Below are 24,306 nucleotides of genomic sequence, written 5' to 3' on the forward strand. Positions count from 1 at the left end.
GCCATCAGCGGCCGGTGCGGCCGGCGCCGGCTGACCGGGCGGGCCCGCTCAGCCGCGCTCGGTCAGGCCCGACTCCCAGGCCCAGGTGGCGATGCCCACCCGGTTGCGGGCCTTCAACTTGCGCTGGAGGTTGGCCAGGTGGGTCTTGACGGTGCTCAGCGAGATGAACAGCTCGGCGCCGATGTCGGAGTTGGTCAGCCCCTCGGCGACCAGGACGGCGATCTCCTCCTCGCGGCTGGTCAGCGGCTCGACGGGGGAGCGGTCGACCCGGCGCGGGCCGGTGAAGCGGTGCAGCAGGCGGGTGGTGATCTGCGGGCTGATCAGCGAGTCGCCGACCACCGCCGAGCGGATCGCCTCGGCGAGCAGCGCGGGCCCCGAGTGCTTGAGCAGGAAGCCGCAGGCGCCGTTGCGCAGCGCGGTGTGCACGTACTCGTCGAGGTCGAAGGTGGTCACCACCACGACCTTCACCTCCGGGGTGATGCCGGCCAGCCGGCGGGTGACCTCCAGCCCGTCCAGCTCCGGCATCCGGATGTCGACCAGCAGGACGTCCGGCCGCAGGGTGCGGACGGCCTCCAGGGCCTCCAGGCCGTCCGCGGCCTCGGCCACGACCTCCATGTCGGGCTGGGCCGCCAGGATGTGCCGGAACCCCTGGCGGACGCTCGCCTGGTCGTCGGCGATCACGACACGCGTCTTCATGGCGTCATGATCGCACGGGCTTTCGGCGCCCCCGAAGTGAAGGCCGGGATTCCGCCTGGTATGCGCCGGATTCAGTTTCCGCTTAACACCGTTGTCACATGACGGGGAGTCCGGGAAGGATGGTTCCTGTCGGAACGGGGAGTCGGAGCTTCGAAGGTTCCGGCGGAAACCGGAATTCGGTTCAGCGGATATTCGAAAGGGGGCGGACGGCGAAGTGGACGCGAAATACGAGTCGTATGCGATAGCCGACCCGGTGTGGTACGACGCCCTGGAGCGGTGTGACGACCGGGCCTCCCGGTTCACACCGGGCGGGGGCGCGCTGCCCGAGGGCTGGCGCGGCCGCACCCAGGGTGTGTGGGAGGTGCTGGCGCCTTCCGGCGCCCCGCAGCTGCCGGAACAGGGCTGGAAGGTCCACGTCAGCGCCACGCCCGAATCCGCCGAGGAGACGATCGAGACGGCCTGGCGGGTCTGCCGCCGGCTCGGGCTGCCCTGGAAGTACCTGCGCAGCCGGCTGGTGGTCGCGGTGACGAACGCCAAGTACGCCGACCGGTCCGCCAGCGGCAAGGTCGTCACCGTCTACCCGAGGACGGCCGAGGAGCTGGAGACCGTCCTCGCCGAGCTGGACGAGGCGCTGGGCGGCCGCCCCGGCCCGTACGTCCTGTCCGACCTGCGGTGGAACCAGGGCCCGGTGTCGGTGCGCTACGGGGGCTTCGCCCTGATGTGGTGCGAGCTGCCGGACGGCACCAGGGTGCCCGCGGTGAAGGACCCGGACGGCCGGCTGGTGCCGGACGCCCGGCGCCCGCGCTTCACCGTCCCGGAGTGGGCCCCCACCCCGGACTTCCTGGCCGCGCGGATCGCCGCGGCCGCCGACGACGCGGGAGCCGGCCTCGGCCGCTACCGGGTGGTCAAGGCGCTGCACTTCTCCAACGCCGGCGGGGTCTACCTCGCCGAGGACGAGGGCGGCCGACAGGTCGTCATCAAGGAGGCCCGCCCGCACGCCGGGCTGGACGCCTCGGAGACGGACGCGGTGACCCGGCTGCTGGTCGAGCGGGACGCCCTGGAGCGGCTCGGCCACCTGCCGTTCGTGCCGGAGCTGTACGAGTACTTCACCAGCTGGGAGCACCACTACCTGGTGATGGAGTACATCCCCGGCGAGTCCTTCAGCGCCTGGCTGGGCCGGGAGTACCCGCTCACCCGACACCGGCCGGACGCCCGGGAGCTGGCCGACTTCGCGGGGCTCGCGGTCACCCGGCTCGCGCTGGTCGAGGAGTGCGTCGCGGCGCTGCACCGGGAGGGGGTGGCCTTCGGGGACCTCCACCACCGCAACATCATGATCCGTCCGGACGGCACCGTCGCCCTGATCGACTTCGAACTCTCGACGCCGCTGGACACCCCGCGCCGACGCACCCTCGGGGCACCCGGCTTCACCGACCCGGAGATCACCGACGCCCGCGAGGCCGACCTGTTCGCGCTCGGCTGCTGCCAGCTCGCCGCCTTCGTCGCGCTGACCACGCTCACCAGGCGCAACCCGGCCGTCGTCGGCGGGCTGCTGGACCTCGTCGCGGAGTGCTTCCCGACGGTGCCCGCCGGCTTCGCCGAACGGATGACGGGGCGGCTCGCCCTCTCCCCGGCACTGCGCCCCCACCTCGGGGCCCGGCCCGCGGCCGGCGCCCGGGCGGAGCTCACCGCCGCGGCCCTGCTGCGCGGCATCGACGCGGCGGCGACCCCGGAGCGGGAGGACCGCCTCCACCCCGGCGACGTGGCCGGGCTGCGGCCCGGCGGCGCGCTCGGGCTGGCGTACGGTTCCTCCGGCGTGCTCCTCGCCCGGCACCTGGCCGGGGCCGCACCGGGCGGGGAACAGCTGGACTGGCTCGCCGCCGCCGTGCGGCGCGCCCCCGCGGACACGCCCGTCGGGCTGTACGACGGGCTGGCCGGAGCCGGCTGGCTGTTCCACCGGCTCGGGCATCCGGACGCCGCGAACGTGGTGGACCGGCTGCTGGCCGGCCCGCCGCCCTCCTCGCTCGGCCTGTACGGCGGCCTGACGGGCGTCGCCCAGCTGCTGCTGGAGGCCGGAGCGACGGACGAGGCGCTCGCCCTGGCCGCCAAGGCCGCCGGGCGGATCGGCGAGGCCGGGCTGCTGGACCGCCCGGGTCTGCTGCGCGGCTGGTCCGGACCGGCGGTGCTGTTCGCCCGCTGCGCCCGCCTCACCGGCGACACGGCCTGGGCCGAGGCCGCCGAACGCGCCGTCCGCTGCGACCTGCGGCACGGCCGGCTGGTCGACGACATGCTGCAGACGTACAGCTCGGGCCGGCTGCTGCCGTACCTGGCGGAGGGCTCGGCCGGAGTGGCGCTCGCCGTCCTGGCCCTGCCCGCCGCGCAGGCCGAAGCCCTCGACGCCGAGCGGGTGCTGGAGGCCGCGGCCCGGGCCGGCGCGGTCCGCGTGGTCGTCCAGGGCGGGCTGTTCAACGGCCGCGCCGGGCTCGCCTACACCCTGTTCCAGGTCGCCGCCCGCCTGCCGCGCTGGCGGGCCGAGGCGGAGGAGCAACTCCGGCTGGTGGACCTCCACCTGGCCCCTCATCAGGACGGCAGCGTCCTGCACGGGGACCAGCTGATCCGGCTCTCCACCGACCTGGCCACCGGCTCCGCCGGCGCCCTGCTGGCGCTGGCCGCCGCCAAGAGCCCCGGGCAGTGCCTGCTCCCCGGCGCCCACCCCGTCCACGGGTGGACGCCGGAGCGGGCCGAGCCCGGTATCCCGTCCCGGCGAGACGACGAGGGGAGGTGACTGTGATGGCCAACATCCTGGCGCTTCAGGAGCTCGACGAGGAGATCGTCGTCGACGCCCCGTTCAGCTCGGTCAGTGCGTTCAGCTGCTGATGTCCGTGGCCCGGTGCCGCGTTCCGGCGAGGCGGTGAGGAGGAGGTGATTGTGATGGCCGACATTCTGGCGCTTCAGGAGCTCGACGAGGAGATCGTCGTCGACGCCCCGTTCAGCTCGCTCAGCTACTGGAGCTGCTGATCCCGGCAGCCCGGTGCCGTGTACCGGCGAGGCGGTGAGGAGGAGGTGATTGTGATGGCCGACATCCTGGCGCTTCAGGAGCTCGACGAGGAGATCGTCGTCGACGCCCCGTTCAGTTCGTACAGCGCGTTCAACTGCTGACCCCTGTGGCCCGGTGCCGCGTTCCGGCGAGACGGTGAGGAGGAGGTGATTGTGATGGCCGACATTCTGGCGCTTCAGGAGCTCGACGAGGAGATCGTCGTCGACGCCCCGTTCAGCTCGTACAGCGTGTTCAGCTGCTGACCCCCTGGGTCCGGCAGTACCGGGTGACAGAGAGGGGAAGGCCGCGGCACATGCGGCCTTCCCCGGCTCTGCATTCTGTTTACCGTTTTGGGGTGAGTTAACCGTGGCCGTGGCATCAGAACCGACTACCCGTCCGAGCGGACCGCTCGGCGCGCTGCGACTGTGCGTCGCCGAGGTACGGGCGTACCCGGGGCGGGTCATAGGTGTCGCGGTCGCCTGCGCGCTCACCGCCACCGGCGTGGGCGCCTGCCTGCTGCTGCTCGCGGCGGTCAGCGGCCCGTCCTACCCGGAGGGTTCGTCCGCCGCGGCGGCGGCCAAGGACGCGCAGAACCTGCTGGGCCTGCTGCTGACGATGCTGCTGATGTCGGCGGTGCTGGTGACGGGGTCGACGGTCGCGCTCTGGACCAACCAGCGGCTCGGGCAGTTCGCCGTGCTGCGCGCCCTCGGGGTGACGGCCGGCCGGCTGCGGGCCCTGGTCGTCGCGGACGTCGCGCTGGTCGCGCTGGCCCCCTCCGCCGTCGCCGCGGTGGCCGGGACGGTCCCGGTGGCCGGGTTCGGCCGGCGCCTGCTGATCGAGCGCGAGCTGTTCCCCGCCGCGGTCGACCTGCCCTCCGCCGGGCAGACCTGGGCGATCGCGGTCGGCGCCTGCCTCGGCACCTGCGCGGTCGCGGTGCTGGCCGCGCTGGCCAGCGTGCTGGCGGCCGGCCGGGTCCAGCCGATCGACCTCCTCAAGGACCAGTCGCTGGCCCTGGCCCCGCCCCGCCGCAACGTCGGCCGGCTGGTGGCGGGCATCGCCATGGTCCTGATGCTCTGCGGGCCGCTCGTGGCCCTGATGGTCGTGATGGACCTGCCGCCGGTGCTCCAGGGCGCGCTGGTGATGGGCCTGGCCACGGCCGTCATCCCCACGCTCGCGGTGCTCGCGCCCTGGTTCGTGCCGCTGCTCGTCGGCCCCTGCTGCGCGGTGCTGCTGCTGCTCGACCGCAAGGCCGGCCGGATCGCCGCCGCGGGGCTGCGGGCCGCGCCCGCCCGGACGGCCGCGATCGCGGTGCCCGTCCTGCTGGCCGTCGGCACCGTGGTCTGCCTGCTCGGTTCGGGAGCCACCATCGGGGCCGCCGTGCAGCAGCAGACCGAGCAGGCGCTGCGGGCCGACGCGGTGGTGACGGCCGAGCCGGGCCACCAGCTGCCCGCCCGGCCCGCCGGCCTGCCCGGCGGGACGGCCGTCGCGCCGATCGCGACCAAGGTGACCGCGCCGCCCAGCTTCTACGACGACAAGCCCAAGCCCACCCGCGCCTGGGGCGTCGACGGGGCGGCCCTGCGGAGCGCCCTGGACCTCGGCGAACAGCAGGGCCGGCTGGACGAGTTGGCTCCCGGAACGTTCGCCGCGGGCAGCACCGAGGCCACCGCGCGCCACTGGAAGCTCGGCCAGGACGTCACCTTCACGCTCGCCGACGGACAGCAGGCGCAGCTGCGGCTCGTCGCCGTCTACCAGCGGGACCTGGCCTTCCCCTCGTACGTCCTCCCCGCCGACCTCGCCCTCGAACACACCCCGGCCCCGTACGCCGACCGGGTGCTGCTCCGCGGTGACCCGGGCGCCTGGGAGCTCCGGCCCGGCCAGCGGCTCGCCACGCGGGCCGACTACCTGGCCCACCTGCGGCCGCGCAACGTGCAGGACGACATGGCCTCCCGGCTGATCGTCGCCGTGGTGGGCGGGTACGCGCTGCTCGCCCTCGCCAACACCTGCGCCATCGCCCAGCGGGACCGCCGTTCCCAGCGCGCCCACCTGCGGGCCCTCGGCCTCGGCCGCGGGCAGCTGCTGCGCTGCGTGGTGTACGAGGTGCTGGCCTCGGCGCTGGTCGGGACGGTCCTGGCGGTGGCGACGGCCGGGATCTGCCTGGTGCCGCTGGCCCGGGCCGTCGGGCAGGGGGCGCTGCCCGCCCTGGACGTGCCGTGGACGGTCGGCGTCCTGGTCGGGGTGCTGGTCGCCACCGCCGTCCCGGCGGCGCTGGCGGCCCGTCCGCTGCGCGGCATCCGGCGACAGTTCGCGACGGGGTCGGCGTGAGCGCGGCGGCCGCCGGAGGGCTGGGGCGGTCGTTCTGGCTGCTCTACGGCGGCGAGTCCGCCTCGGCCCTGGGCACCGCCGCCTCGGTGATCGCCCTCCCGGTGGTCGCGCTGCGGGCCGGCGGTGACATCCGGCAGGCCGGACTGGCCGGTACGGCGCTCTCCGTCGGGGTGCTGCTGGCCCGGCTGCCGGCCGGCGTCCTCGCCGACCGCCGCGAGCGGCGGACGGTGCTGCTGACCGGCAACGCGGCCGGCGCACTCGTCCTGGCCGCGCTGGCCCTGTCGGCCTCCGGCGGCATGCCGCCGCTGTGGGCGGTGCTGATCGCCGCCCTGCTGCTCGGCGCGGTGGGCAGCACCCTGGCACCCGTCGAGAACGTGGTGGTGCGGTGCTTCGTGCGGCCCGAGCACCTTCCCCGCGCGGTCGGCCTGCTGCAGAGCAGGACGGCCGTCGCGGCGATGGCCGGCCCGGTGGCCGGCGGTGCGCTGCTGGCCGTCCACCCGTCCTGGGTGTTCGCCGTCGACGCCGGCAGCTACCTGGCGGCCGTCTGCTGCGTGGCACTGCTGCCGAAGGGGAGGCGGGAGCGTCCCGGGGACGAGCCGGCCGCGCCCGGCGTCCGGGCCGCGCTGGCCGAAGGCGTCCGGTTCATCTGGCGGGTGCCCTTCCTGCGCTACGCGGTGGTCAACGCGGCCGTGCTCAACCTGGTGTTCAACGGGCTGCTGATCGTGGTGGTGGCCTCGGGCGGGGGCGCCGTGCACATCGGGGTGCTGACCGCGGCCCTGGGCACCGGCGGGCTGGCCGGATCGCTGCTCGCACCGGCGCTGGCCCGGCGGCTGCCGCCCGCCCGGGGCATCGCCCTCGGCACGGCCGTGGTCGCGCTCGCCCTGCCCGGCTTCACCCTGGCCCAGGGGCACTGGGCGGCGGTCCTTCCGCTGGCCCTCGCCGCGGCCGCCGGGCCGGTGGTCACCGTGCTGATCGCGGTCACCCAGATGGAGGTGACCCCGCCGGGTCTGCAGGGCCGGGTGCACAGCGGCATCGGCTTCCTCGCCCAACTGGTCGCGCCCGCCGGGCCGACCCTCGCGGGCCTGTGCGCCCACGCGTTCGGACTGACCGGCACGGTGGCCGGCGCGGCCGTGGTCGTGGTGGTCCTCGCCGCGGTCGGGCTGGCCGCCACCGCGGGCCGGACCGGTGGTGGGCCCGCCGCCGGTCCGACCGGGGCCGGGGGTGCCCCGGAACGACGGAACGACAACCCCGCGGAGGCCGTCCATGGCTGACCTCGCCCACCGGGCCGCGCCCCCCGGGCCGGCGGCGCCGAACCCCGCGCCGGCGGACCCGCACCTCACGCCGGCGGACCCGTACCGCTGGCTGGAGGAGGCGGATACCCCGCGCACCCGGGCCTGGCTCGCCGAGCAGCGGCGCCTGCTGGCCGCCCGCCCGCAGCGCTCCGACGAGCCCGCCTGGGCCACCCTGCTCGACCGGGTGGAACGGGAGGCGCCCGACCGGACGCCCACCCCGCCCGCCGAGGCCGGCGGCCTGCTCTTCCGCCACGAACGCGGCCCGGACGGCGACGTCCTGACCGTCCGGAACCCCGACGGCACCCGCCGGACGCCCACCGAGGGCGTCGTCGGCCCCGGCGACCGGATCGCCGGCTGGCAGCCCGAGCCGCACGGCCGGTTCATCGCCGTCCAACTGCACCGGGACGGAGCCGAGAACGGCGGCCTGCACCTGCTCCCCACCCGCCCGGGCGACCGGCCCCACCACCTGCCCGACGCGGCCCCGTACGCCACCCTCGCCTTCACCGGCGAGGCGCTGGTGTACACCGCCGGCACCCGCACCGAGCACACCCTGGCGGCCCGCCACCCGGACGGCGGCCCGGCCCGCCGGCTCGCCCTGCCGGTGCCCGGCCCGGTCCGGCTCACCCTCCACGGCGGTCCCGGCGGGAACCTGCTGCTGCGCACCCGCCCGCAGCCGTCCGGCCCGGCGCGCTGGTGGGCCACCCGGTGGACCGGCCGGGCGGTGCCCGACTGGCAGCCGCTCGACCTCGACGGGCGGCGGGTCACCGCCCTGGACCTGAACGAGACGGTCTGCTTCCTCGCCGCCGACGAGCTGCTCGCGCTGGACCTGGACGAGCTGGCCCGGGGCGCCACTGGGCGGCCCGCCGTGGTCGCGCCGCTCGCCGTAGGTGAACCGCCCGCCGCCGGTGAAGTACAGGCGGGCCCGGTCACCGCCCTGCGGGTGCTCGGCCCCGGCCGGAGGCCCGGCCTGGCGCTGCTCCGCCGGCTGGGGACCACCCACCGGCTCGACCTGCACCGGCCGGGCGGGGCGCCGGGCGGTATACCGGGTGGGGAACCCGGCGGGGCGCCGGTTGAGGCACCTGGCGACGGCGCCACCGCACTGCACTGGCCCGCCCGGCTGCGCCTCGGCGCCACCCCGTACGACCGGCACGGGCGGGTCGGCGGGTCGGTCTGGCTGCTCGCCGACGACCCCCGGTACGGCACCTGGACCAGGAGCCTGGACGGCTCCGGCCCGGTCGAACCTCCCGAGCGCCGCGCCGCGCTGCGCACCCTCACCGCCGTCGGCCGGGACGGCGCGCCCGTCCCGGTGACGGTCTGCGACCCCGGGCCGCGGGACCGCGGCCGCCCCGCGCCCACCCTGCTCACCGTCTACGGGGGCTTCGGCCTCCCGCTGGAACCCTCCTGGGACCCGGCCATGGAGGCCTGGCTGCGGGCCGGCGGCCGGATCGCCTGGGTGCACGCGCGCGGCGGCGGCGAGCTCGGCCCCGCCTGGGCGGCCGCCGGCCGGGGCCCCGGCAAGAGCGCCACCGTGGACGACTTCCGGGCCGCCGCCGCGATGCTGGTCGAACACGGCGAGGCCCCGGCGGGCGGCCTAGGCGCACTGGCCGCCAGCAACGGGGCGCTGGTGGTCGCCGCCGCGCTCACCCGGGAGCCCGGTCTGCTGTCCGCCGCGGTGTGCGTGGCCCCGCTCACCGACCTGGCCCGCTACCAGGTCGGCGGCCTCGGCCGGCTCTGGGCGGAGGAGTACGGCGATCCGGCCGACCCGCGGGCGCTGCGGGCGCTGCTCGACTACTCCCCGTACCACCGGGTGGTGCCCGGGACGGCCTACCCGGCGGTGCTGCTCGCCACCGGGGCGAACGACGCGCGGGTGCCGCCCTGGCACGCCTGGAAGCTCTGCGCGGCGCTCGGACGGGCCTCCACCGGGGCGGCGCCGGTCCTGCTCGACCACCACGACAGCGGCGGCCACCAGGGCCGCCCGGCCGCGGCCGGACGGGAGCTCGCGGTCCGCTCCCTCGCCCTGCTGGCCGCCGGCACCGGCCTGCTGCCACCCGCCGACCTGCCCGCCGGTCCGCCCGGCCCCCGGCCCAGACCGCAGTCCTGACCTCAGCCCGTGTCCAACCGAGGAGAGCACCACCGATGACCGAGCCCCAGTCCCTCGCGGGAGGCCCGTCCCGTCCCGGAGGCCCCCGGGCCGCCGCGAACCACGCCCCGGCCGCCGCGTCGGCCGTCGACCTGACCAAGGTGCACGGGTCGGGCGACGCCCGGGTGGTGGCACTGGAGCGGGTCTCGGTGTCCTTCCGGGAGGGGGAGTTCGCGGCGATCATGGGCCCGTCCGGCTCCGGCAAGTCCACCCTGCTCCAGTGCCTCGCCGGACTGGAGTCCTGCACCTCGGGCGCCGCCCGGATCGGCGACACGGACCTCACCCGGCTGAGCGACGGCCAGCTGACCAGGCTCCGCCGCGACCACGTGGGCTTCGTCTTCCAGGCCTTCCACCTGATCCCCACCCTGACGGTGTCGGAGAACATCGCCCTGCCGCTGACGCTGGCCGGCCGCACCCCCGACCGGCAGTGGCTGGACACCCTGGTCGAGGCGGCCGGCCTCGGCGCCCGGCTCGGCCACCGCCCGGCCCAGCTCTCCGGCGGCCAGCAGCAGCGCGTCGCCTGCGTCCGGGCGCTGGCCGGCCGGCCCCGGATCGTCTTCGCCGACGAACCGACCGGCAACCTGGACTCCCGCTCCGCCGCCGAGATCCTCGCGCTGCTGCGCCGGTGCGTCCGGGAACTCGGCCAGACCGTCGTGATGGTCACCCACGACCCGGTGGCGGCCTCGTACGCCGACCGCGTCATCTTCCTCGCCGACGGCCGCATCGTCGACGAACTCCTCGGCCCGACCCCCGACCAGGTGCTCGGGCGGATGCGCACCTTCGACGCCAACCTCGGCATCAGCTACTGGTCCGGACCGGCCTGACCTGCCGCGCGCCGACCGCCGGATGCGCGAGGATGGGGGCATGCCGAACCGTCTCGCGGACGCGACCTCGCCGTACCTGCTCCAGCACGCCGACAACCCCGTGGACTGGTGGCCCTGGGCGCCGGAGGCCTTCGAGGAGGCGCGGCGCCGCGGTGTGCCCGTTCTGCTGTCGGTCGGTTACGCCGCCTGTCACTGGTGTCATGTCATGGCTCACGAGAGCTTCGAGGACGCCGGGCTCGCCGAGTACCTCAATGAGCGGTTCGTCCCGGTCAAGGTGGACCGGGAGGAGCGGCCGGACGTCGACGCCGTGTACATGGAGGCGGTGCAGGCCGCGACCGGGCAGGGCGGGTGGCCGATGACGGTGTTCCTCACGCCCGACAAGGAGCCGTTCTACTTCGGCACCTACTTCCCGCCGCAGCCCCGGCACGGGATGCCGTCCTTCCGGCAGGTGCTGGAGGGTGTGGAGGCCGCCTGGCGGGACCGGCGGGAGGAGGTCGGCGAGGTCGCCGGACGGATCCGGGCCGACCTCGCCCAGCGGGCCGCCGTGTACTCGGCCGGTGCCCACAACCCGCCCGGCGAGGCGGATCTGCACCAGGCGCTGGTGGCCCTCAGCCGGGACTTCGACCAGAGCCGTGGCGGCTTCGGCGGCGCGCCGAAGTTCCCGCCGGCCATGGTGCTGGAGTTCCTGCTGCGCCACCACGCCCGGACCGGCTCGGAGGCGGCCCTGGAGATGGCCGTCCGCACCGGTGAGGCGATGGCCCGCGGCGGCATCCACGACCAGCTCGGCGGCGGCTTCGCCCGGTACGCGGTGGACGCCGGCTGGGTGGTGCCGCACTTCGAGAAGATGCTGTACGACAACGCCCTGCTGCTGCGCGCCTACCTGCACCTGTGGCGGGCCACCGGATCGGCCCTGGCCCGCCGGGTCGCGCTCTCCACGGCGGACTTCCTGCTGCGCGAACTCCGCACGCCCGAGGGTGCGTTCGCCTCCGCCCTGGACGCCGACAGCCTGGACGAGGAGACCGGGCAGTCCGCCGAGGGCGCGTACTACGTGTGGGAGCCCGGCCAGCTGGTCGACCTGCTCGGCCCCGCCGACGCGGCCACCGCCGCCCGGCTGTTCACCGTCACCGCCGGGGGCACCTTCGAACACGGCACCTCGGTGCTCCAACTCCTCGCCGACCCCGAGGACTTCGCCGAGTACGAGACGATCCGGGCGCGGCTGGCCGAGGCCCGGGCGGCCCGCCCCGCCCCGGCCCGCGACGACAAGGTGGTCGCCGCCTGGAACGGCCTGGCCGTCGCCGCGCTCGCCGAGACCGGCGCGCTGCTGGACCGCCCCGACCTGGTCGAGGCCGCCGAACGCGCCGCCGACCTGCTGCTCGCCGTCCACCTCACCCCCGACGGCCGGCTGCTGCGCACCTCCCGGGACGGCCGGGCCGGTGCCAACGCCGGCGTGCTGGAGGACTACGCGGACACCGCCGAGGGCTTCCTCGCGCTGTACGCCGTCACCGGCGACGCCTCCTGGCTCCAGCTGGCGGGCGGCCTGCTCGACACCGTGCTCAAGCACTTCACCGACGAGGCCTCCGGCGCGCTCTACGACACCGCCGACGACGCCGAGGAGCTGATCCGCCGCCCGCAGGACCCGACCGACAACGCCACCCCGTCCGGCTGGACGGCCGCCGCCGGCGCCCTGCTCACGTACGCCGCGTACACCGGCTCCGACCGGCACCGCACGGCCGCCGAACGGGCCCTCGGCGTGGTCGGCGCCCTCGCCGGCCGGGCACCGCGGTTCATCGGCTGGGGCCTCGCCGTCGCCGAGGCGCTGCTCGACGGGCCGCGCGAGGTCGCCGTGGTCGGCCCGGACGGCGACCCGGCCACCGCGGCGCTGCGACGGGCCGCGCTGCTCGGGACGGCGCCGGGAGCGGTGGTCGCGGTCGGCGCGCCCGGGGAGCCCGAGGTGCCGCTGCTGGCCGACCGGCCGCTGGTCGGCGGCGCCCCCGCGGCGTACGTCTGCCGGCACTTCGCCTGCGACGCCCCGACCACCGATCCGGCGGAACTGGCCGGGAAGCTGGGCGTGGCGGTCGAGTAGCGGGCGTCCCGGCGGGGGCGGGCAAGCCGTCGAGGGTGGGGGCGGGCAGGGGTTCGACGGCGGTCGGATAATCGTTGGCGAGCGGGGTCCGGCCGGGGCCACCATGAGCCATGACCTGGACTTTCAGCACCTCCCTCGACGAGTTCCGCGACCGGGCGGGCGCCTTCCTGGCCGCTCGCCCCGCCGAGAACACCGTCCTGCTCACCATCGCGCACCGGCTGGCCGAGTCCGGCCTGACGGTGTTCGGCGAGCCGCCGGTCTTCGGCTGGTGGCGGGCCGAGCAGGGAGGTCCGGTCGCGGGCGCCTTCCTCCAGACGCCGCCGTTCGCCCCCCGGCTCTCCTTCATGCCGCCGGCCGCGGCCGCCGAACTGGCGACCGGCCTGGCCGCCGCCGGAGCCGGCTTCACCACGGTGGCCGGGGTCGGCGGGGGAGCCGAAGCGGTCCGCGCCTTCGCCGCCGCTTGGACGGCGGCCACCGGCACCGAACAGTCCGTGTGCGTCGACGAACGGCTCTACCGGCTCGGCGAGTTGACCGACCCACCGCGCCCGCCCGCAGGCCGCCACCGGCTGGCCGAACCGGCCGACCGCGAACTGGCGATCCGCTGGTACCAGGAGTTCCTGGCCGAGGTCGAGGTCGGACTCCCCGACGTCCCAAGGGCGGTGGACGAGCGGACCGCGAACGGCTGCCTGCACCTGTGGGAGGACGGCGGCCGCCCGGTCGCCCTGGCCGGCAGCAGCCCGGTGCTCGCCGGCATGTCCCGCATCGGCCCGGTCTACACCCCCGCCGAGAGCCGCGGCCACGGCTACGGCACCGCCGTCACCGCCGCCGTCTCGGCCCACCTCCTCGCCCGCGGCGCCACCGAGGTCCTGCTCTACACCGACCTCGCCAACCCGACCAGCAACTCCATCTACCAGCAGATCGGCTACCTGCCGGTGGAGGGCTCCCAGATCGTGGACTTCCGGCCCCGGTAACGGAGTTACGCGTCCCTGGTCAGATGCACGCCCGCCACCCCGGCCACCTTCGTGCCGAAGGGATCGGTGGCGGCCGCCGCGGTGGCGGGCGCGGGCAGCCGGTCGGCGCTGAGGTACGTCTGCGCGCAGGTGAGAAGGTTGCCGCCGGCCGACTTCATGTCGCCGGCGAGCCCGTCCAGCAGCGACTTCCAGGCGGTGCCGCACCCCTGCAACGCCGCCCCGCTCTGCCACCCCGCCAGCCCCCCGGCCGCCTTGTCGCCCGGCTCCGCGAGCTTCGCCGTCTCCTCCGGAACCTTCCCGGCCACTGCCAGCGCGTTGTTCCCGGCGGCGGTCAACTCGCCTGGTTTGACAGTGAATCCCTTGCCGTCACCCATCGCTCTTCCCCCAATGCCGCTGTGGCAGACGTGGGTTATGGTAGCGGTGAGTATCGGGGGGAGCACTCATGGCTGATCCGGATCAGCGGGCCGGCGCGGGCCGACTCGACTTCGCGAGCCTGAAGAACGCCAGACCGGGGGATCTCCACGCGGCCGGCGACGCGTACGACGCGCTCCACAAGGCGTTCGCGCAGCACACCGCCGACTGGAAGCGCGGCACCACCGACCGGGTCCACGGGTCGGGCTGGAGCGGGCCGGCAGCCGACGCCGCGATCCCCTCACTGGACGGCACGACCACCCAACTGCACGCCGCCGAAACCGAACTGGCCGCACTCGGCCAGACCCTGCGGGACTACGCCGACCTCTTCGGACTCGCCCAGTCGAAACTCCGGCAGGCCGTCGTCGACGCCGGTGCCAAGGGCCTGACCGTCAGCGACAACGGCACGGTGAGCTGGCCCGCGCCCACCGGCCCGGTGGACGCGAACTGGGAGACCAAGCAGAAGGCGGCGGCCGAGGAGATCGCCAAGCGGATCACCGCCGCCCTCACCGAGGCCGGCACGGCCGACCAGACCCTCGCCGGGCTGCTCAGGGGCTTCACCCAGCACGCCACCAGCAAGTCGGGCCTGACCCTCGCGGTCGCCGAGGCCGACCAGCGGACGGCGAACGAGTCGGGCGCCCCGTACCTGAGGGACATGGCGGCCGCGGGAGCGCCGCCCACCGAGGTCAACAGCTGGTGGAACGGCCTCGACCCGGCGGGCCGGCAGTGGTTCATCGACCACCACCCGGAGAAGGTCGGGAACCTGGACGGGATCCCGGCGGACGTGCGGGACCAGGTCAACCGGAGCTACCTGGACAAGCGGCTGAGCGAGCTCAAGGGCAAGCAGCGGACGAAGGAAGAAGAGGCGGAGTTCAAGAAGCTCCAGCCCATCCAGGAACGCCTCGCCCAGGACGACCAGGCGAAGGACGGTCGGCCGCACTCCTACCTGATCGGCATCGGGGCCGAGGGCCAGGGCCGGGCGATCCTCTCCTTCGGGAACCCCGACACCGCCACCGACATCTCCTCCTACGTGCCCGGGATCACCACCACTCCCGATTCGCTCGGCAAGGCGACGCCGGGGACCACGCCCGGCACCAATGAGGCGGAGAACGCGCTGAACGTCTGGCGGGAGGCCAACAAGAAGGTCAAGCCCGGTGGATCGGCGGCCTCCATCGTGTGGCTCGGCTACGACCCGCCGGACATCGGCGTCGGAGCGGCCACGCCCGCACAGGCGGCCAAGGGCGCGCCCGACTACGCGAGGTTCGTCACCGGGCTCCGGGCGACCAACGCGAGCGGCCAGTGTCCGCACATCACCTCGATCGGGCACAGCTACGGCTCGCTCCTCGTCGGGCTGGCCACGAAGGAGGCCTCCCACCAGGGGAACCTCACGCTGCCGGACGACGTGGTGATCATCGGCAGCCCCGGCGTCGGAGTGAAGCACGCCGCGGACCTGGGGATGCCCGCCGGCCACGTGTGGGCGGGCGCGGCCGGCAACGACCCGGTCACCCAGATCCCCTCGGCGGCGAACCAGGCGGTGCCCTGGCCCTTCAAGGGCGTGGCCGGGGCCGATCCGCACGACCTCTGGTACGGGAGGGACCCGGCGAGCGAGTCCTTCGGGGCCAAGCGCTTCACCGTCGACGGTTGGAGTAAGTCGGGGAGCGTCGTGGACTTCGGGATGCACACCAAGTACCTGGCCCCGGAGACCGGCGGCCCCTCGCTGGGCAACATCGGCTCGATCGTCGCGGGCCGGACCGACGACGTCCACCTGACCGAGGGACGATGAAGACCCGTTGGAAGGTGACCGGATTCGTCACCGCGCTCCTCGCCGTTCCGGCCGTCGTCCTGGTGGCGTCCGCCAACGGATACGGACCGTTGGCCCTGAGGGAGCGGATGGTTCTGCTGAGCCCGGGTGAGGCGAAGGGCCGGATCGACGCCGCCCTGCGCGCGACCATGGGGGCGGTCTCGCCGCCGCTCAGCTATGCGGGCGCCGACGTCGACCTGTACAGGCGGTCGGACCACTGGGACCACGAGTCGAGTCTGGAAACGAACGTCACCGGGATCGTCCGTGTGCGGACGGTGGTCTCGCGGGCGAAGCTGCCGCTCCTGATGGAACAGGTGACCCCGGCGTGGCGGGCACTCGGGAGCCCGAACGTCGTCCGGGCGGACAACTCGGCGAAGTACCCGCGCCTGTTGGGGGCGGGGACCGTCGGCGGTGAGACCTCGTTGGCCGTCAACGCGGTCGGGTCCGAGGACTCCTCCTCCTACACGGTGACCTTCGAGGCGGAGGTCTTCGGCGTGCTGTACCAGCCCGCCCGTGCGTACGCGCCGATGTCCCCGCTGGGCCGGACGCCGCACGACGCCGCGGGCTACGTGGTCGTCGACCCCGTCGACGACCCGTACTGGTCGCACTGACCCCCACGCCCCTCACTCCCAGTCCCACCGGATCCCCAGGAGGCACGGCCGTACCGCCGTCGCCACCAGGTGGACGCAGTGGTGCCCGTCGAGGGTGAGTTCCTCGGTCTCGTACGGGGCGGCGCCCGGCGAGTGCAGTGCGAAGCGGTGGCAGCGGACGGGGAGGGCGGCGGGGTGGAAGGTGACCTGGAGGACGTACTGGCCGGCGCCGGAGTTGAAGCCGCGGACGTATTCGCAGCTGGGGTCGGGGGAGGGGGCGTCGTCGAAGCCGTAGCCGAGCAGGTGGGTGTCGCCGGCGCGTAGGCGGCGGTCGAGGAGGAGTTCGGCGGCGAGCAGGTGGTGGGCCTGGTCGCGGCGGATGCGGCCGGGGCGGCAGTTCTCCTCGGCGCGGACGCCGACGCGGGTGATGTCGCTGCCCGGGTCGCCCTGGTAGAGGGCGAGGTAGCGGTCGATGCCGTCGCGGTGGGCGCGCAGGGCGTGCTGGGAGTCGCGGCGGGCGAGTTGGCGGTCGGGGCCGACGCGGATGCGTTCGATGTGGGTGATGGTGTGCAGTCCGGTGTCGCGCGGGCCGGCGAGGGTGGCGAGCAGGTCGTCGACGGCGACGGCGGGGGAGATGAGGTCGCGGTAGGGGCGGACGGGCGGGCCGGCGGGGGCGGGGCCGGCGGCGCGGCGGGGGCCGAGCAGCCGGGTGAGGGAGTGTTCGGGCAGGTCGAGGACCTCTTCCAGGGCGGCGACGGCGCGCAGTGACTCGGTGCGTTCGGGGCGGCGGCGGCCCTGCTGCCAGTAACTGAGGCTGGTGAGGCCGACGGTGACGCCGCGCAGGGCGAGGTGGCGGCGGATGCGGTGGAGGGCGAGGCCCCGGGCGGAGATCGCGGTGCGCAGGGCGAGGTGGAAGGGGCCGGTGCGCAGGGCGGCGGCGAGGTCGGCTGGGTCGCTCTTGTGGATGGCGGCCTCCTGGGGGACGGGCGGACCGGCGTGCGGGCGGCTCGGGACGGAGCGGCGTTTGACCGTGAATATTCACATCGGTGCGGTGGTTTGTCACCGGTCCGGGCCTGCTGCGCGGTGGTTCTCCGGGCGCCGTTCACAGCCGCGTCCGCCCGTTCACACCTCGGTCCGGGCCCCGCGGACGGCCGTTGACCTGTCCCTGACGAGGCGCGATGCTCGGGGCGCGATCCGGACCGCGCCCCCACACAGCACCTCGCTCCACTCGCGCAAGGAGGCTTTCCCGCCATGCCAGTTCCACGAATACGGCTGCGCCGCGCGGTCTCGCTGCTCGCCCTCGGCGTGCTGGGCCCGGCGCTCACCGCCGCGGTGGCGGCGCCCGCGATCGCCGCCCCGGCCGGGCAGCCGGCCCCGTACCAGACCCAGGCCCCGTACCAGGACCGGACCCAGGCCCAGACGCAGACCCAGACGCAGGCCCAGGACCGGGCCGCGCACCAGGTCCGCCAGGCCGCCGCGCCCGGCAGCACGGCCGACCTGGCCGGCACCTTCAAGAAGCTCAACATCACCATGCAGCAGCAACAGCAGACCAACTGGTGCTGGGCGGCGAGCGGGAACACCATCGCCACCTGGTTCGGCTACAACTACAGCCAGAACCAGTTCTGCAACGCCGCGTTCGGCCGCTCCGCCAACTCCAGCTGCCCCAACAGCCAGGCCACGCTGGGCGACGTGCAGAACGGGCTGAACTGGGTCGGCATCAACCCGGGCTCGTACGTCAACGGGTACCTGAACTACGGCACCGTGCAGTCCGAGGTGAACGCGGACCGCCCGATCGAGACGCGCATCCAGTGGAGTTCGGGCGGCGGCCACATGCACGTCCTGTACGGCTACGACACGTCGAGCAACTGGGTCTACTGGGGCGATCCGTGGCCCTCCAACTACCGCTACAACTGGGCGGACTACGGGTACTACGTGAACAACAACACGTTCTCGTGGACCCACTCCCTGTACCGGATCGGCGCGTGAGGGCGGCCATGACCGAGACCAAGAACCGCCGTCGGGCCGCCACCGCGACCGCCACCGCCCTGCTCGCCGCCGGCCTCGCGCTGGCGCTCGCCCCGGCCGCGCACGCGGACTCCCCGTCCGCCCCGGCCCCGGTGCCCGCCGCCGAGCTGGCGCAGGCCCGCGGCGCGGTCCAGGACCCGGCCGTCCTCGACAAGGTCGGCCACTTCTTCGCCCGCAAGGGTGTCCCGCCGACCCGGCAGCTGACCATCGGCGCCGCCGAGGAGGCCCGGGCGGCGGGCGAGGCCGCGCCGCGGCTGGTCGGCGACACCGTGCCGGTGTACGTCCTGGACCCCGGTTTCGTGGCCGGTACCCCCGGCGCACCGGTGGCGACGTCGGAGTTCACCGCCAGCAAGGTGGTCGCGGCGGACGGGCAGAGCGCCTCGGTCTGGACCGTCCGGCAGGGCGGCGGCTGGAAGGTGGTGAACATCGCCTCGGGCGGTGACGAGAGCGACTACGCGGCGAAGGCGGCGGGCAGCGGCGGTGGCACCGCCTTCCGCGAGCCGCAGGTCAACGCCTGGTACGTGCTGCGTGACGGCCGGGTGCTGCCGCTGGACGACGAGGCCCGGCGCTCGGTGGGCGCGGGCGGGGTCACGCTGGCCGCGTACCAGCAGCTGGTGCACCAGCGGTACGGGGACAAGCTGCCCGGCTCGGCGTACGACCGGGCGGGCAAGGGCGGCGGCTACGAGGCGGACGCCGCGCCGGAACTCGCGGCCGCGCCGCGGTCCGGGACGGCACCGCAGCCCGGGGAGGGCCCGCAACTCGCGGTCGCACCGCGACCCGCGGGCGGCGGTTCGGCACTGCCGGCCGTGACGGCGGCGGCCGCCCTGGGTGCCACCGCCCTGGTGGGCGCGGGTGCCGTGCTGCGGCGGAGGGGCGTCCGCCGCGGCTGACGGCGGGCAGGGTCGCGAGAGGTTCACCGAGGCGCTCGGCCGGGTTCTCCCGGCCGGGCGCCTTGCCGTGGTCACGTTCCGTGATGTGTCCTGGAAGTGCTGCTTCCGCACAAGGAATTGACGCAACGTTGATCTGTCGTTCGCCGCCTGGGGGCGGTTGGCCATGACTGACGGTAGATACGATGTGGCAATCGGTCAGTGCTGGCCGACGCGTGCCGAGAGCGGAGAAGAGGTGGGGCGGCGGGAGCCGACCACGAGCCCGGCACCGGGAAAGGGGACCGAGGTGGCCGACGCGGACGACAAGCAGATGAGCTCCCAGGTGTGGGGCTCGGCGGTGGTGGTGGGCTCTGCTCTGGCCGTGGTGGCGGCCTATCTGATCAAGGGTGCCCCACTGGTCCTGGCGGTCGCCGGGGTGGAGACCCTGCTGCTGATGGTCTACGTCGCCCGCCGCTGGCGCGCGATGCGCGGCGGCCCGGCCCCGGTGCGGCACCGTCCGCGCCGCGGCATCCCGGACGCCGCGCACTGCGAGCGCTGCCGCCGGGCCCGCGAGGCGCTGGACGCCCGGCAGGCGCGGGGCCGTGCGGTCGGCGCGGTGCGGTGGCCCGAGCCCGAGGCGCTCCCGGCGCCGGCCTGGCCTCCGCGCGAGCCCCACCGGGAGTCGCACGGGGAGCAGCACCACGCGCACGGCGGGCAGCAGCACCACGGGTACGGCGAGCAGCACCACGCGCACGGGCCGCTGCAGGATCCGGGCCCGCAGCCGGAGGCCGGCGCGGCCGACCACGCGGCCTACCCGCGCCGCCCGCAGCTCCGGGCCCCGTACGAGCGGCCCTGGACGGCGGAACGGGCGGCCGTCCGGTCCGTGGACCGTTCGACCGCCCGCAGGGGTGCGCCGGGATCGACCGGCCGTGCCGTACGCCACCAGTGATCACCCGACCGGGCCGTACGCCACCGGTGGCCGACCGGCCGTGGCGTACGGCACCGGTGTTCACCCGGTCATGCCGTACGGCACCGGTGTTCACCCGGTGGTGCTGTAGGCCACCAGCGAGACGCCGACGTACTGGACGATGAACGCCCCCAGGGTGAAGGCGTGGAACACCTCGTGGAACCCGAACCAGCGCGGTGAGGGGTTGGGCCGCTTGAGCCCGTACACCACGCCGCCGATGCTGTAGAGCACCCCGCCGACGATCATCAGCACCAGGACGGCGACCCCGCCGGCGCGCAGGAAGTCCGGCAGGAAGAAGGCGGCGGCCCAGCCCAGCGCGAGGTACACCGGTGTGTACAGCCAGCGCGGCGCGCCGACCCAGAACACCCGGAACGCGATCCCGGCCAGCGCGCCGCCCCAGGCCACCCAGAGCAGGACCTGCTGGTCGGCGCCCTTGAGCAGCAGCATGGTGAACGGCGTGTAGGTGCCCGCGATGATCAGGAAGATGTTCGCGTGGTCCAGCCGGCGCAGTACGGCGTCCCCGCGCGGCCCCCAGTTGAAGCGGTGGTACACCGCGCTGACCCCGAACAGCAGCCAGGCGCTGACCGAGTAGATCGCGCAGGCGATCTTGGCGGGCGTGGAGTCGGCCAGGCAGATCAGCACGATCCCGGCGGCCACCGTGGCGGGGAACATTCCGGCGTGCAGCCAGCCGCGCCACTTCGGCTTGCTCTCCGTGAGTGCACTCTCCGCGAGCGCAGCAGCAGTCATGCGCAGCATGCTACCCGCTACCTACGGCTCCGTAGGTTACTCACGCGTAGGAAGTGGCGATCGTCACTCTTAGACGTTTTGGAGTATTTGGAGTGTGGCGCCGCGCACTCCGTCGCGGGGTCGGTCGACATGTTACCGATGAGTAATCATACTGGCTGTAGTAAAGGGTGCGTCAATTTCGACGCTTCGCCGCGTTCCGGCCTTGAGTCCGGAGCTACGCTGCAAGCACCCTCAGACCCCCGCGACGCCATCTCCACGCCGAGATGGCGTGAAACGGAGCGATCGTGTCGTACGAGATCTCTGCTCTCAGCGCATCCGCGCCCACCCGCCACAAGCAGCTGCTCGCTTGGGTGAGCGAGATCGCCGAGCTCACCCAGCCGGACCGCATCGAGTGGTGCGACGGTTCCGACGAGGAGTACCAGCGCCTCGCGGACCTGCTGGTGGCGCAGGGCACCTTCAAGAAGCTCAACGAGGAGAAGCGCCCCAACTCCTACTACGCCGCCTCGGACCCGTCCGACGTGGCGCGCGTGGAGGACCGCACCTTCATCTGCTCCGAGCAGGAGAAGGACGCCGGACCGACCAACCACTGGAAGGCCCCCGCCGAGATGCGGGAGATCTTCCAGGGCGAGCAGGGCCTCTTCCGCGGCGCGATGAAGGGCCGCACGATGTACGTCGTGCCCTTCTCGATGGGCCCGGTCGGTTCCCCGCTGGCCGCGTACGGCGTCGAGATCACCGACTCCGCCTACGTCGCCGTCTCGATGCGCGTGATGACCCGCATGGGTCAGGCCGTGCTGGACCAGCTCGGCGAGGACGGCGACTTCGTCAAGGCCGTGCACACCGTCGGCGCCCCGCTCGCCGAGGGCCAGGCGGACGTGCCGTGGCCGTGCAACAGCACCAAGTTCATCTCGCACTTCCCGGAGACCAAGGAGATCTGGTCCTTCGGTTCGGGCTACGGCGGCAACGCCCTGCTCGGCAAGAAGTGCTACGCGCTGCGCATCGCCTCGACCATGGCCCGCGACGAGGGCTGGCTGGCCGAGCACATGCTCATCCTGAAGCTCACCCCGCCGAGCGGCGAGGTCAAGTACGTCGCGGCGGCCTTCCCCTCGGCCTGCGGCAAGACCAACCTGGCCATGCTCCAGCCGACCGTCCCGGGCTGGAAGGTCGAGACGATCGGCGACGACATCGCCTGGATGCGTTTCGGCGCCGACGGCCGCCTGTACGCCATCAACCCCGAGGCCGGCTTCTTCGGCGTCGCCCCCGGCACCGGCGTGGACACCAACGCCAACGCCATCGAGACGCTCTGGGGCAACACCGTCTTCACCAACGTCGCCCTCACCGACGACGGCGACGTGTGGTGGGAGGGCCTCACCGACGAGCCCCCGGCGCACCTGACCGACTGGCGCGGCAACGACTGGACCCCCGAGTCCGGCACCCCGGCCGCCCACCCGAACGCCCGCTTCGCCGTCCCGGCCGCGCAGTGCCCGACCATCGCCCCGGAGTGGGAGGACCAGGCGGGCGTGCCGATCTCGGCGATCCTGTTCGGCGGCCGCCGCGCCACCGCCGTCCCGCTGGTGACCGAGTCCTTCGACTGGCAGCACGGCGTCTTCCTGGGCGCCAACATCGCCTCCGAGAAGACCGCCGCCGCCGAGGGCACCGTCGGCGAGCTGCGCCGCGACCCGTTCGCGATGCTGCCGTTCTGCGGCTACAACATGGGCGACTACTTCGCCCACTGGCTGAAGGTCGGCGCCCAGGCGGACGCCGCCAAGCTGCCGAAGATCTACTACGTCAACTGGTTCCGCAAGGACGCCGAGGGCAAGTTCGTCTGGCCCGGCTACGGCGAGAACAGCCGCGTACTCAAGTGGATCGTCGAGCGCCTGGAGGGCACCGGCGAGGGCGTCGAGACCCCGATCGGCGTGCTGCCGACCGTCGAGGGCTTCGACCTCGGCGACCTGGACCTCTCCAAGGAGGACCTCGACCTGCTCTTCACCGTGGACGCCGACATCTGGCGCCAGGAGGCCGCGCTCGTGCCGGCCCACCTGGAGACCTTCGGCGACCACACCCCGAAGGAGCTGTGGGACGAGTACCGGAACCTCGTCGCGCGCCTCGGCTGAGCCTGAGCCTCAGCCGCGGTAGCGGCGGGGCGCGCGGCACGAACCGCGCGTCCCGCCGAGCGGCAGGACGGCCGGAGTTCCGCCGGGCGATTTTCCCCCGACCAAGGAGATCGCCCGGGCCGGAACTCCGGCCGTAGTGTTTTTCCGGGAGCCGTCCCGGGAGCCGTCCCGGGTGTCGTCGAGCCCGGTGGCTACGGCTGGACGTAGCCGCTCAGGAAGTCGCCGATCCGGGTCACCGCGTCGGTGATCTCCTCCGGCCGGGGCAGCGTGACCAGCCGGAAGTGGTCCGGCTCGGGCCAGTTGAAGCCGGTGCCCTGGACCAGCAGGATGCGCTGGGAGCGCAGCAGGTCGAGCACCATCCGGGCGTCGTCCTTGATCTTGTGGACCTTGGGGTCCAGCCGGGGGAAGGCGTACAGCGCGCCCTTGGGCTTGACGCAGCTGACCCCGGGGATGTCGTTGAGCAGCTTGTACGCGGCGTCGCGCGAGGCGTGCAGCCGGCCGCCGGGCAGCACCAGGTCGCGGATCGACTGCCGCCCGCCGAGCGCGGCGGCCACCGCGTGCTGGGCGGGCATGTTGGCGCAGAGCCGCATCGAGGCGAGCACGGTCAGGCCCTCGATGTAGCTGCGGGCCCGGTGCCGGTCGCCGGACAGCACCATCCAGCCGGAGCGGAAGCCCGCGACCCGGTACGCCTTGGACAGCCCGTTGAAGGTGACGCAGAAGAGGTCCGGGGCCAGGGTGGCCAGCGGGACGTGCTCGGCGTCGTCGTAGAGGATCTTGTCGTAGATCTCGTCCGCGTAGACCACCAGGTCGTGCCGGCGGGCGATCTCGGCGATGCCCTCCAGCACCTCGCGCGGGTAGACCGCGCCGGTCGGGTTGTTCGGGTTGATCACCACGATGGCCCTGGTGCGGTCGGTGACCTTGGCCTCGATGTCGGCGAGGTCCGGGTACCACTCGGACTGCTCGTCGCAGCGGTAGTGCACGGCGGTGCCGCCGGCCAGCGAGACCGAGGCGGTCCACAGCGGGTAGTCCGGGGCCGGGACGAGCACCTCGTCGCCGTCGTCCAGCAGCGCGGTCATGGCCAGCTGGATCAGTTCGGAGACGCCGTTGCCGAGGAAGACGTCGTCGACGGAGAGGCCGTGCAGCCCGCGGTCCTCGTAGTGCATGACCACCGCGCGGCGGGCGGAGAGCAGGCCCTTGGAGTCGCCGTAGCCGTGCGCGGTGGCGAGGTTGCGCAGGATGTCCTGGAGGATCTCCGGGGGCGCCTCGAAACCGAAGGTGGCCGGGTTGCCGGTGTTGAGCTTGAGGATGCGGTGGCCCTGTTCCTCCAGCCGCATCGCCTCGTCGAGTACCGGTCCGCGGATGTCGTAGCAGACATTGGCGAGCTTGCTGGACTGGATGACCTGCATGTCCGCCTACTTTAGGGGTA

20 protein-coding genes are annotated in these 24,306 nt (G+C 74.2%); 15 read left to right on the forward strand and 5 right to left on the reverse strand.

Features of this window, described 5'->3' with window-relative positions; all coding sequences use genetic code 11:
• Positions 1 to 48 precede the first annotated feature (48 nt).
• Positions 49 to 696 carry a response regulator transcription factor gene (locus ACFRQN_RS02085; protein WP_049659617.1) on the reverse strand — a complete coding sequence of 216 codons (648 nt, stop codon included), beginning with the start codon at positions 694 to 696 and terminating at the stop codon, positions 49 to 51.
• A gap of 214 nt (positions 697 to 910) precedes the next feature.
• Here ACFRQN_RS02085 and lanKC point away from each other — a divergent pair, with 214 nt between their 5' ends.
• The 9 genes from lanKC to ACFRQN_RS02130 all read left to right on the forward strand — a co-directional run bounded on the left by lanKC (position 911) and on the right by ACFRQN_RS02130 (position 13,362).
• A complete protein-coding gene (gene lanKC / locus ACFRQN_RS02090; RefSeq protein WP_380737547.1) occupies positions 911 to 3,478 on the forward strand; it encodes a class III lanthionine synthetase LanKC in 2,568 nt (855 codons plus the stop codon).
• 2 nt (positions 3,479 to 3,480) lie between these two features.
• Positions 3,481 to 3,570, forward strand: a complete 90-nt coding sequence (locus ACFRQN_RS02095; protein ID WP_220450056.1) for a class III lanthipeptide — start codon at positions 3,481 to 3,483, stop codon at positions 3,568 to 3,570.
• A 51-nt stretch (positions 3,571 to 3,621) separates the two neighbouring features.
• A complete protein-coding gene (locus ACFRQN_RS02100; RefSeq protein WP_198959315.1) occupies positions 3,622 to 3,711 on the forward strand; it encodes a class III lanthipeptide in 90 nt (29 codons plus the stop codon).
• A gap of 391 nt (positions 3,712 to 4,102) precedes the next feature.
• Positions 4,103 to 6,052 carry an FtsX-like permease family protein gene (locus ACFRQN_RS02105; RefSeq protein WP_147409157.1) on the forward strand — a complete coding sequence of 650 codons (1,950 nt, stop codon included), beginning with the start codon at positions 4,103 to 4,105 and terminating at the stop codon, positions 6,050 to 6,052.
• Positions 6,049 to 7,323, forward strand: coding sequence for an MFS transporter (locus ACFRQN_RS02110; protein ID WP_380737549.1), 1,275 nt, complete (start codon positions 6,049 to 6,051; stop codon positions 7,321 to 7,323). Before ACFRQN_RS02105 ends, ACFRQN_RS02110 begins: the two co-directional genes overlap by 4 nt.
• Positions 7,316 to 9,445 (forward strand): prolyl oligopeptidase family serine peptidase, encoded by a 2,130-nt coding sequence (locus tag ACFRQN_RS02115; protein WP_380737551.1) that lies wholly within the window; start codon positions 7,316 to 7,318, stop codon positions 9,443 to 9,445. Before ACFRQN_RS02110 ends, ACFRQN_RS02115 begins: the two co-directional genes overlap by 8 nt.
• Positions 9,446 to 9,480: 35 nt before the next feature.
• Entirely contained in the window at positions 9,481 to 10,308 is an 828-nt protein-coding gene (locus ACFRQN_RS02120) for an ABC transporter ATP-binding protein (protein WP_380737553.1), read from the forward strand.
• Positions 10,309 to 10,348: 40 nt separating this feature from the next.
• Positions 10,349 to 12,391, forward strand: a complete 2,043-nt coding sequence (locus ACFRQN_RS02125) for a thioredoxin domain-containing protein (RefSeq protein ID WP_380737555.1) — start codon at positions 10,349 to 10,351, stop codon at positions 12,389 to 12,391.
• Positions 12,392 to 12,501: 110 nt separating this feature from the next.
• The gene (locus ACFRQN_RS02130) at positions 12,502 to 13,362 is read left to right on the forward strand and encodes a GNAT family N-acetyltransferase (protein ID WP_380737557.1); all 861 of its coding nucleotides are present in this window, start codon (positions 12,502 to 12,504) and stop codon (positions 13,360 to 13,362) included.
• A 5-nt stretch (positions 13,363 to 13,367) separates the two neighbouring features.
• Here the strand turns inward: ACFRQN_RS02130 and ACFRQN_RS02135 are convergent, their stop codons facing one another.
• Complete coding sequence (locus ACFRQN_RS02135; RefSeq protein ID WP_380737559.1) at positions 13,368 to 13,697, reverse strand: hypothetical protein; 330 nt, start codon at positions 13,695 to 13,697, stop codon at positions 13,368 to 13,370.
• Between the two features lie 107 nt (positions 13,698 to 13,804).
• Here ACFRQN_RS02135 and ACFRQN_RS02140 point away from each other — a divergent pair, with 107 nt between their 5' ends.
• Positions 13,805 to 15,556: an alpha/beta hydrolase gene (locus ACFRQN_RS02140; protein ID WP_380737561.1), complete on the forward strand. Its 1,752-nt coding sequence runs from the start codon at positions 13,805 to 13,807 to the stop codon at positions 15,554 to 15,556.
• A complete protein-coding gene (locus ACFRQN_RS02145) occupies positions 15,553 to 16,185 on the forward strand; it encodes a hypothetical protein (RefSeq protein ID WP_380737563.1) in 633 nt (210 codons plus the stop codon). The genes ACFRQN_RS02140 and ACFRQN_RS02145 overlap by 4 nt, the downstream gene beginning before the upstream one ends.
• A gap of 12 nt (positions 16,186 to 16,197) precedes the next feature.
• Here the strand turns inward: ACFRQN_RS02145 and ACFRQN_RS02150 are convergent, their stop codons facing one another.
• The gene (locus tag ACFRQN_RS02150) at positions 16,198 to 17,130 is read right to left on the reverse strand and encodes a hypothetical protein (RefSeq protein WP_049658495.1); all 933 of its coding nucleotides are present in this window, start codon (positions 17,128 to 17,130) and stop codon (positions 16,198 to 16,200) included.
• A gap of 285 nt (positions 17,131 to 17,415) precedes the next feature.
• Between ACFRQN_RS02150 and ACFRQN_RS02155 the strand changes: the two genes are divergently transcribed.
• The 3 genes from ACFRQN_RS02155 (at position 17,416) to ACFRQN_RS02165 (ending at position 20,004) form a co-directional block, all read left to right on the forward strand.
• Complete coding sequence (locus ACFRQN_RS02155) at positions 17,416 to 18,150, forward strand: papain-like cysteine protease family protein (protein ID WP_380737564.1); 735 nt, start codon at positions 17,416 to 17,418, stop codon at positions 18,148 to 18,150.
• 8 nt (positions 18,151 to 18,158) lie between these two features.
• On the forward strand, positions 18,159 to 19,079 hold the full coding sequence (locus ACFRQN_RS02160; RefSeq protein WP_380737566.1) for a hypothetical protein: 921 nt from the start codon (positions 18,159 to 18,161) through the stop codon (positions 19,077 to 19,079).
• A 283-nt stretch (positions 19,080 to 19,362) separates the two neighbouring features.
• Positions 19,363 to 20,004 (forward strand): hypothetical protein, encoded by a 642-nt coding sequence (locus tag ACFRQN_RS02165; protein ID WP_074001321.1) that lies wholly within the window; start codon positions 19,363 to 19,365, stop codon positions 20,002 to 20,004.
• Between the two features lie 90 nt (positions 20,005 to 20,094).
• Here the strand turns inward: ACFRQN_RS02165 and ACFRQN_RS02170 are convergent, their stop codons facing one another.
• Entirely contained in the window at positions 20,095 to 20,769 is a 675-nt protein-coding gene (locus tag ACFRQN_RS02170) for a hemolysin III family protein (RefSeq protein WP_049659028.1), read from the reverse strand.
• A gap of 284 nt (positions 20,770 to 21,053) precedes the next feature.
• On the opposite strand from ACFRQN_RS02170, the gene ACFRQN_RS02175 reads away from it, so the two are divergent.
• Positions 21,054 to 22,880: a phosphoenolpyruvate carboxykinase (GTP) gene (locus tag ACFRQN_RS02175; protein ID WP_049659026.1), complete on the forward strand. Its 1,827-nt coding sequence runs from the start codon at positions 21,054 to 21,056 to the stop codon at positions 22,878 to 22,880.
• Positions 22,881 to 23,071: 191 nt separating this feature from the next.
• Here ACFRQN_RS02175 and ACFRQN_RS02180 read toward each other — a convergent pair whose 3' ends face one another.
• Positions 23,072 to 24,286, reverse strand: a complete 1,215-nt coding sequence (locus ACFRQN_RS02180) for a pyridoxal phosphate-dependent aminotransferase (RefSeq protein WP_074001322.1) — start codon at positions 24,284 to 24,286, stop codon at positions 23,072 to 23,074.
• Between the last annotated feature and the right edge of the window lie 20 nt (positions 24,287 to 24,306).

It is taken from the genome of Kitasatospora sp. NPDC056800, assembly GCF_042789775.1.
GTDB lineage: Bacteria > Actinomycetota > Actinomycetes > Streptomycetales > Streptomycetaceae > Kitasatospora.

Excerpts from the sequence above, each read along its gene's own strand:
- ACFRQN_RS02085 (WP_049659617.1), bottom strand. The coding sequence starts at position 696 with ATGAAGACGCGTGTCGTGATCGCCGACGACCAGGCGAGCGTCCGCCAG.
- ACFRQN_RS02115 (WP_380737551.1), top strand. The coding sequence starts at position 7,316 with ATGGCTGACCTCGCCCACCGGGCCGCGCCCCCCGGGCCGGCGGCGCCG.
- ACFRQN_RS02120 (WP_380737553.1), top strand. The coding sequence starts at position 9,481 with ATGACCGAGCCCCAGTCCCTCGCGGGAGGCCCGTCCCGTCCCGGAGGC.
- ACFRQN_RS02125 (WP_380737555.1), top strand. The coding sequence starts at position 10,349 with ATGCCGAACCGTCTCGCGGACGCGACCTCGCCGTACCTGCTCCAGCAC.
- ACFRQN_RS02130 (WP_380737557.1), top strand. The coding sequence starts at position 12,502 with ATGACCTGGACTTTCAGCACCTCCCTCGACGAGTTCCGCGACCGGGCG.
- ACFRQN_RS02140 (WP_380737561.1), top strand. The coding sequence starts at position 13,805 with ATGGCTGATCCGGATCAGCGGGCCGGCGCGGGCCGACTCGACTTCGCG.
- ACFRQN_RS02145 (WP_380737563.1), top strand. The coding sequence starts at position 15,553 with ATGAAGACCCGTTGGAAGGTGACCGGATTCGTCACCGCGCTCCTCGCC.
- ACFRQN_RS02155 (WP_380737564.1), top strand. The coding sequence starts at position 17,416 with ATGCCAGTTCCACGAATACGGCTGCGCCGCGCGGTCTCGCTGCTCGCC.
- ACFRQN_RS02160 (WP_380737566.1), top strand. The coding sequence starts at position 18,159 with ATGACCGAGACCAAGAACCGCCGTCGGGCCGCCACCGCGACCGCCACC.
- ACFRQN_RS02170 (WP_049659028.1), bottom strand. The coding sequence starts at position 20,769 with ATGACTGCTGCTGCGCTCGCGGAGAGTGCACTCACGGAGAGCAAGCCG.
- ACFRQN_RS02180 (WP_074001322.1), bottom strand. The coding sequence starts at position 24,286 with ATGCAGGTCATCCAGTCCAGCAAGCTCGCCAATGTCTGCTACGACATC.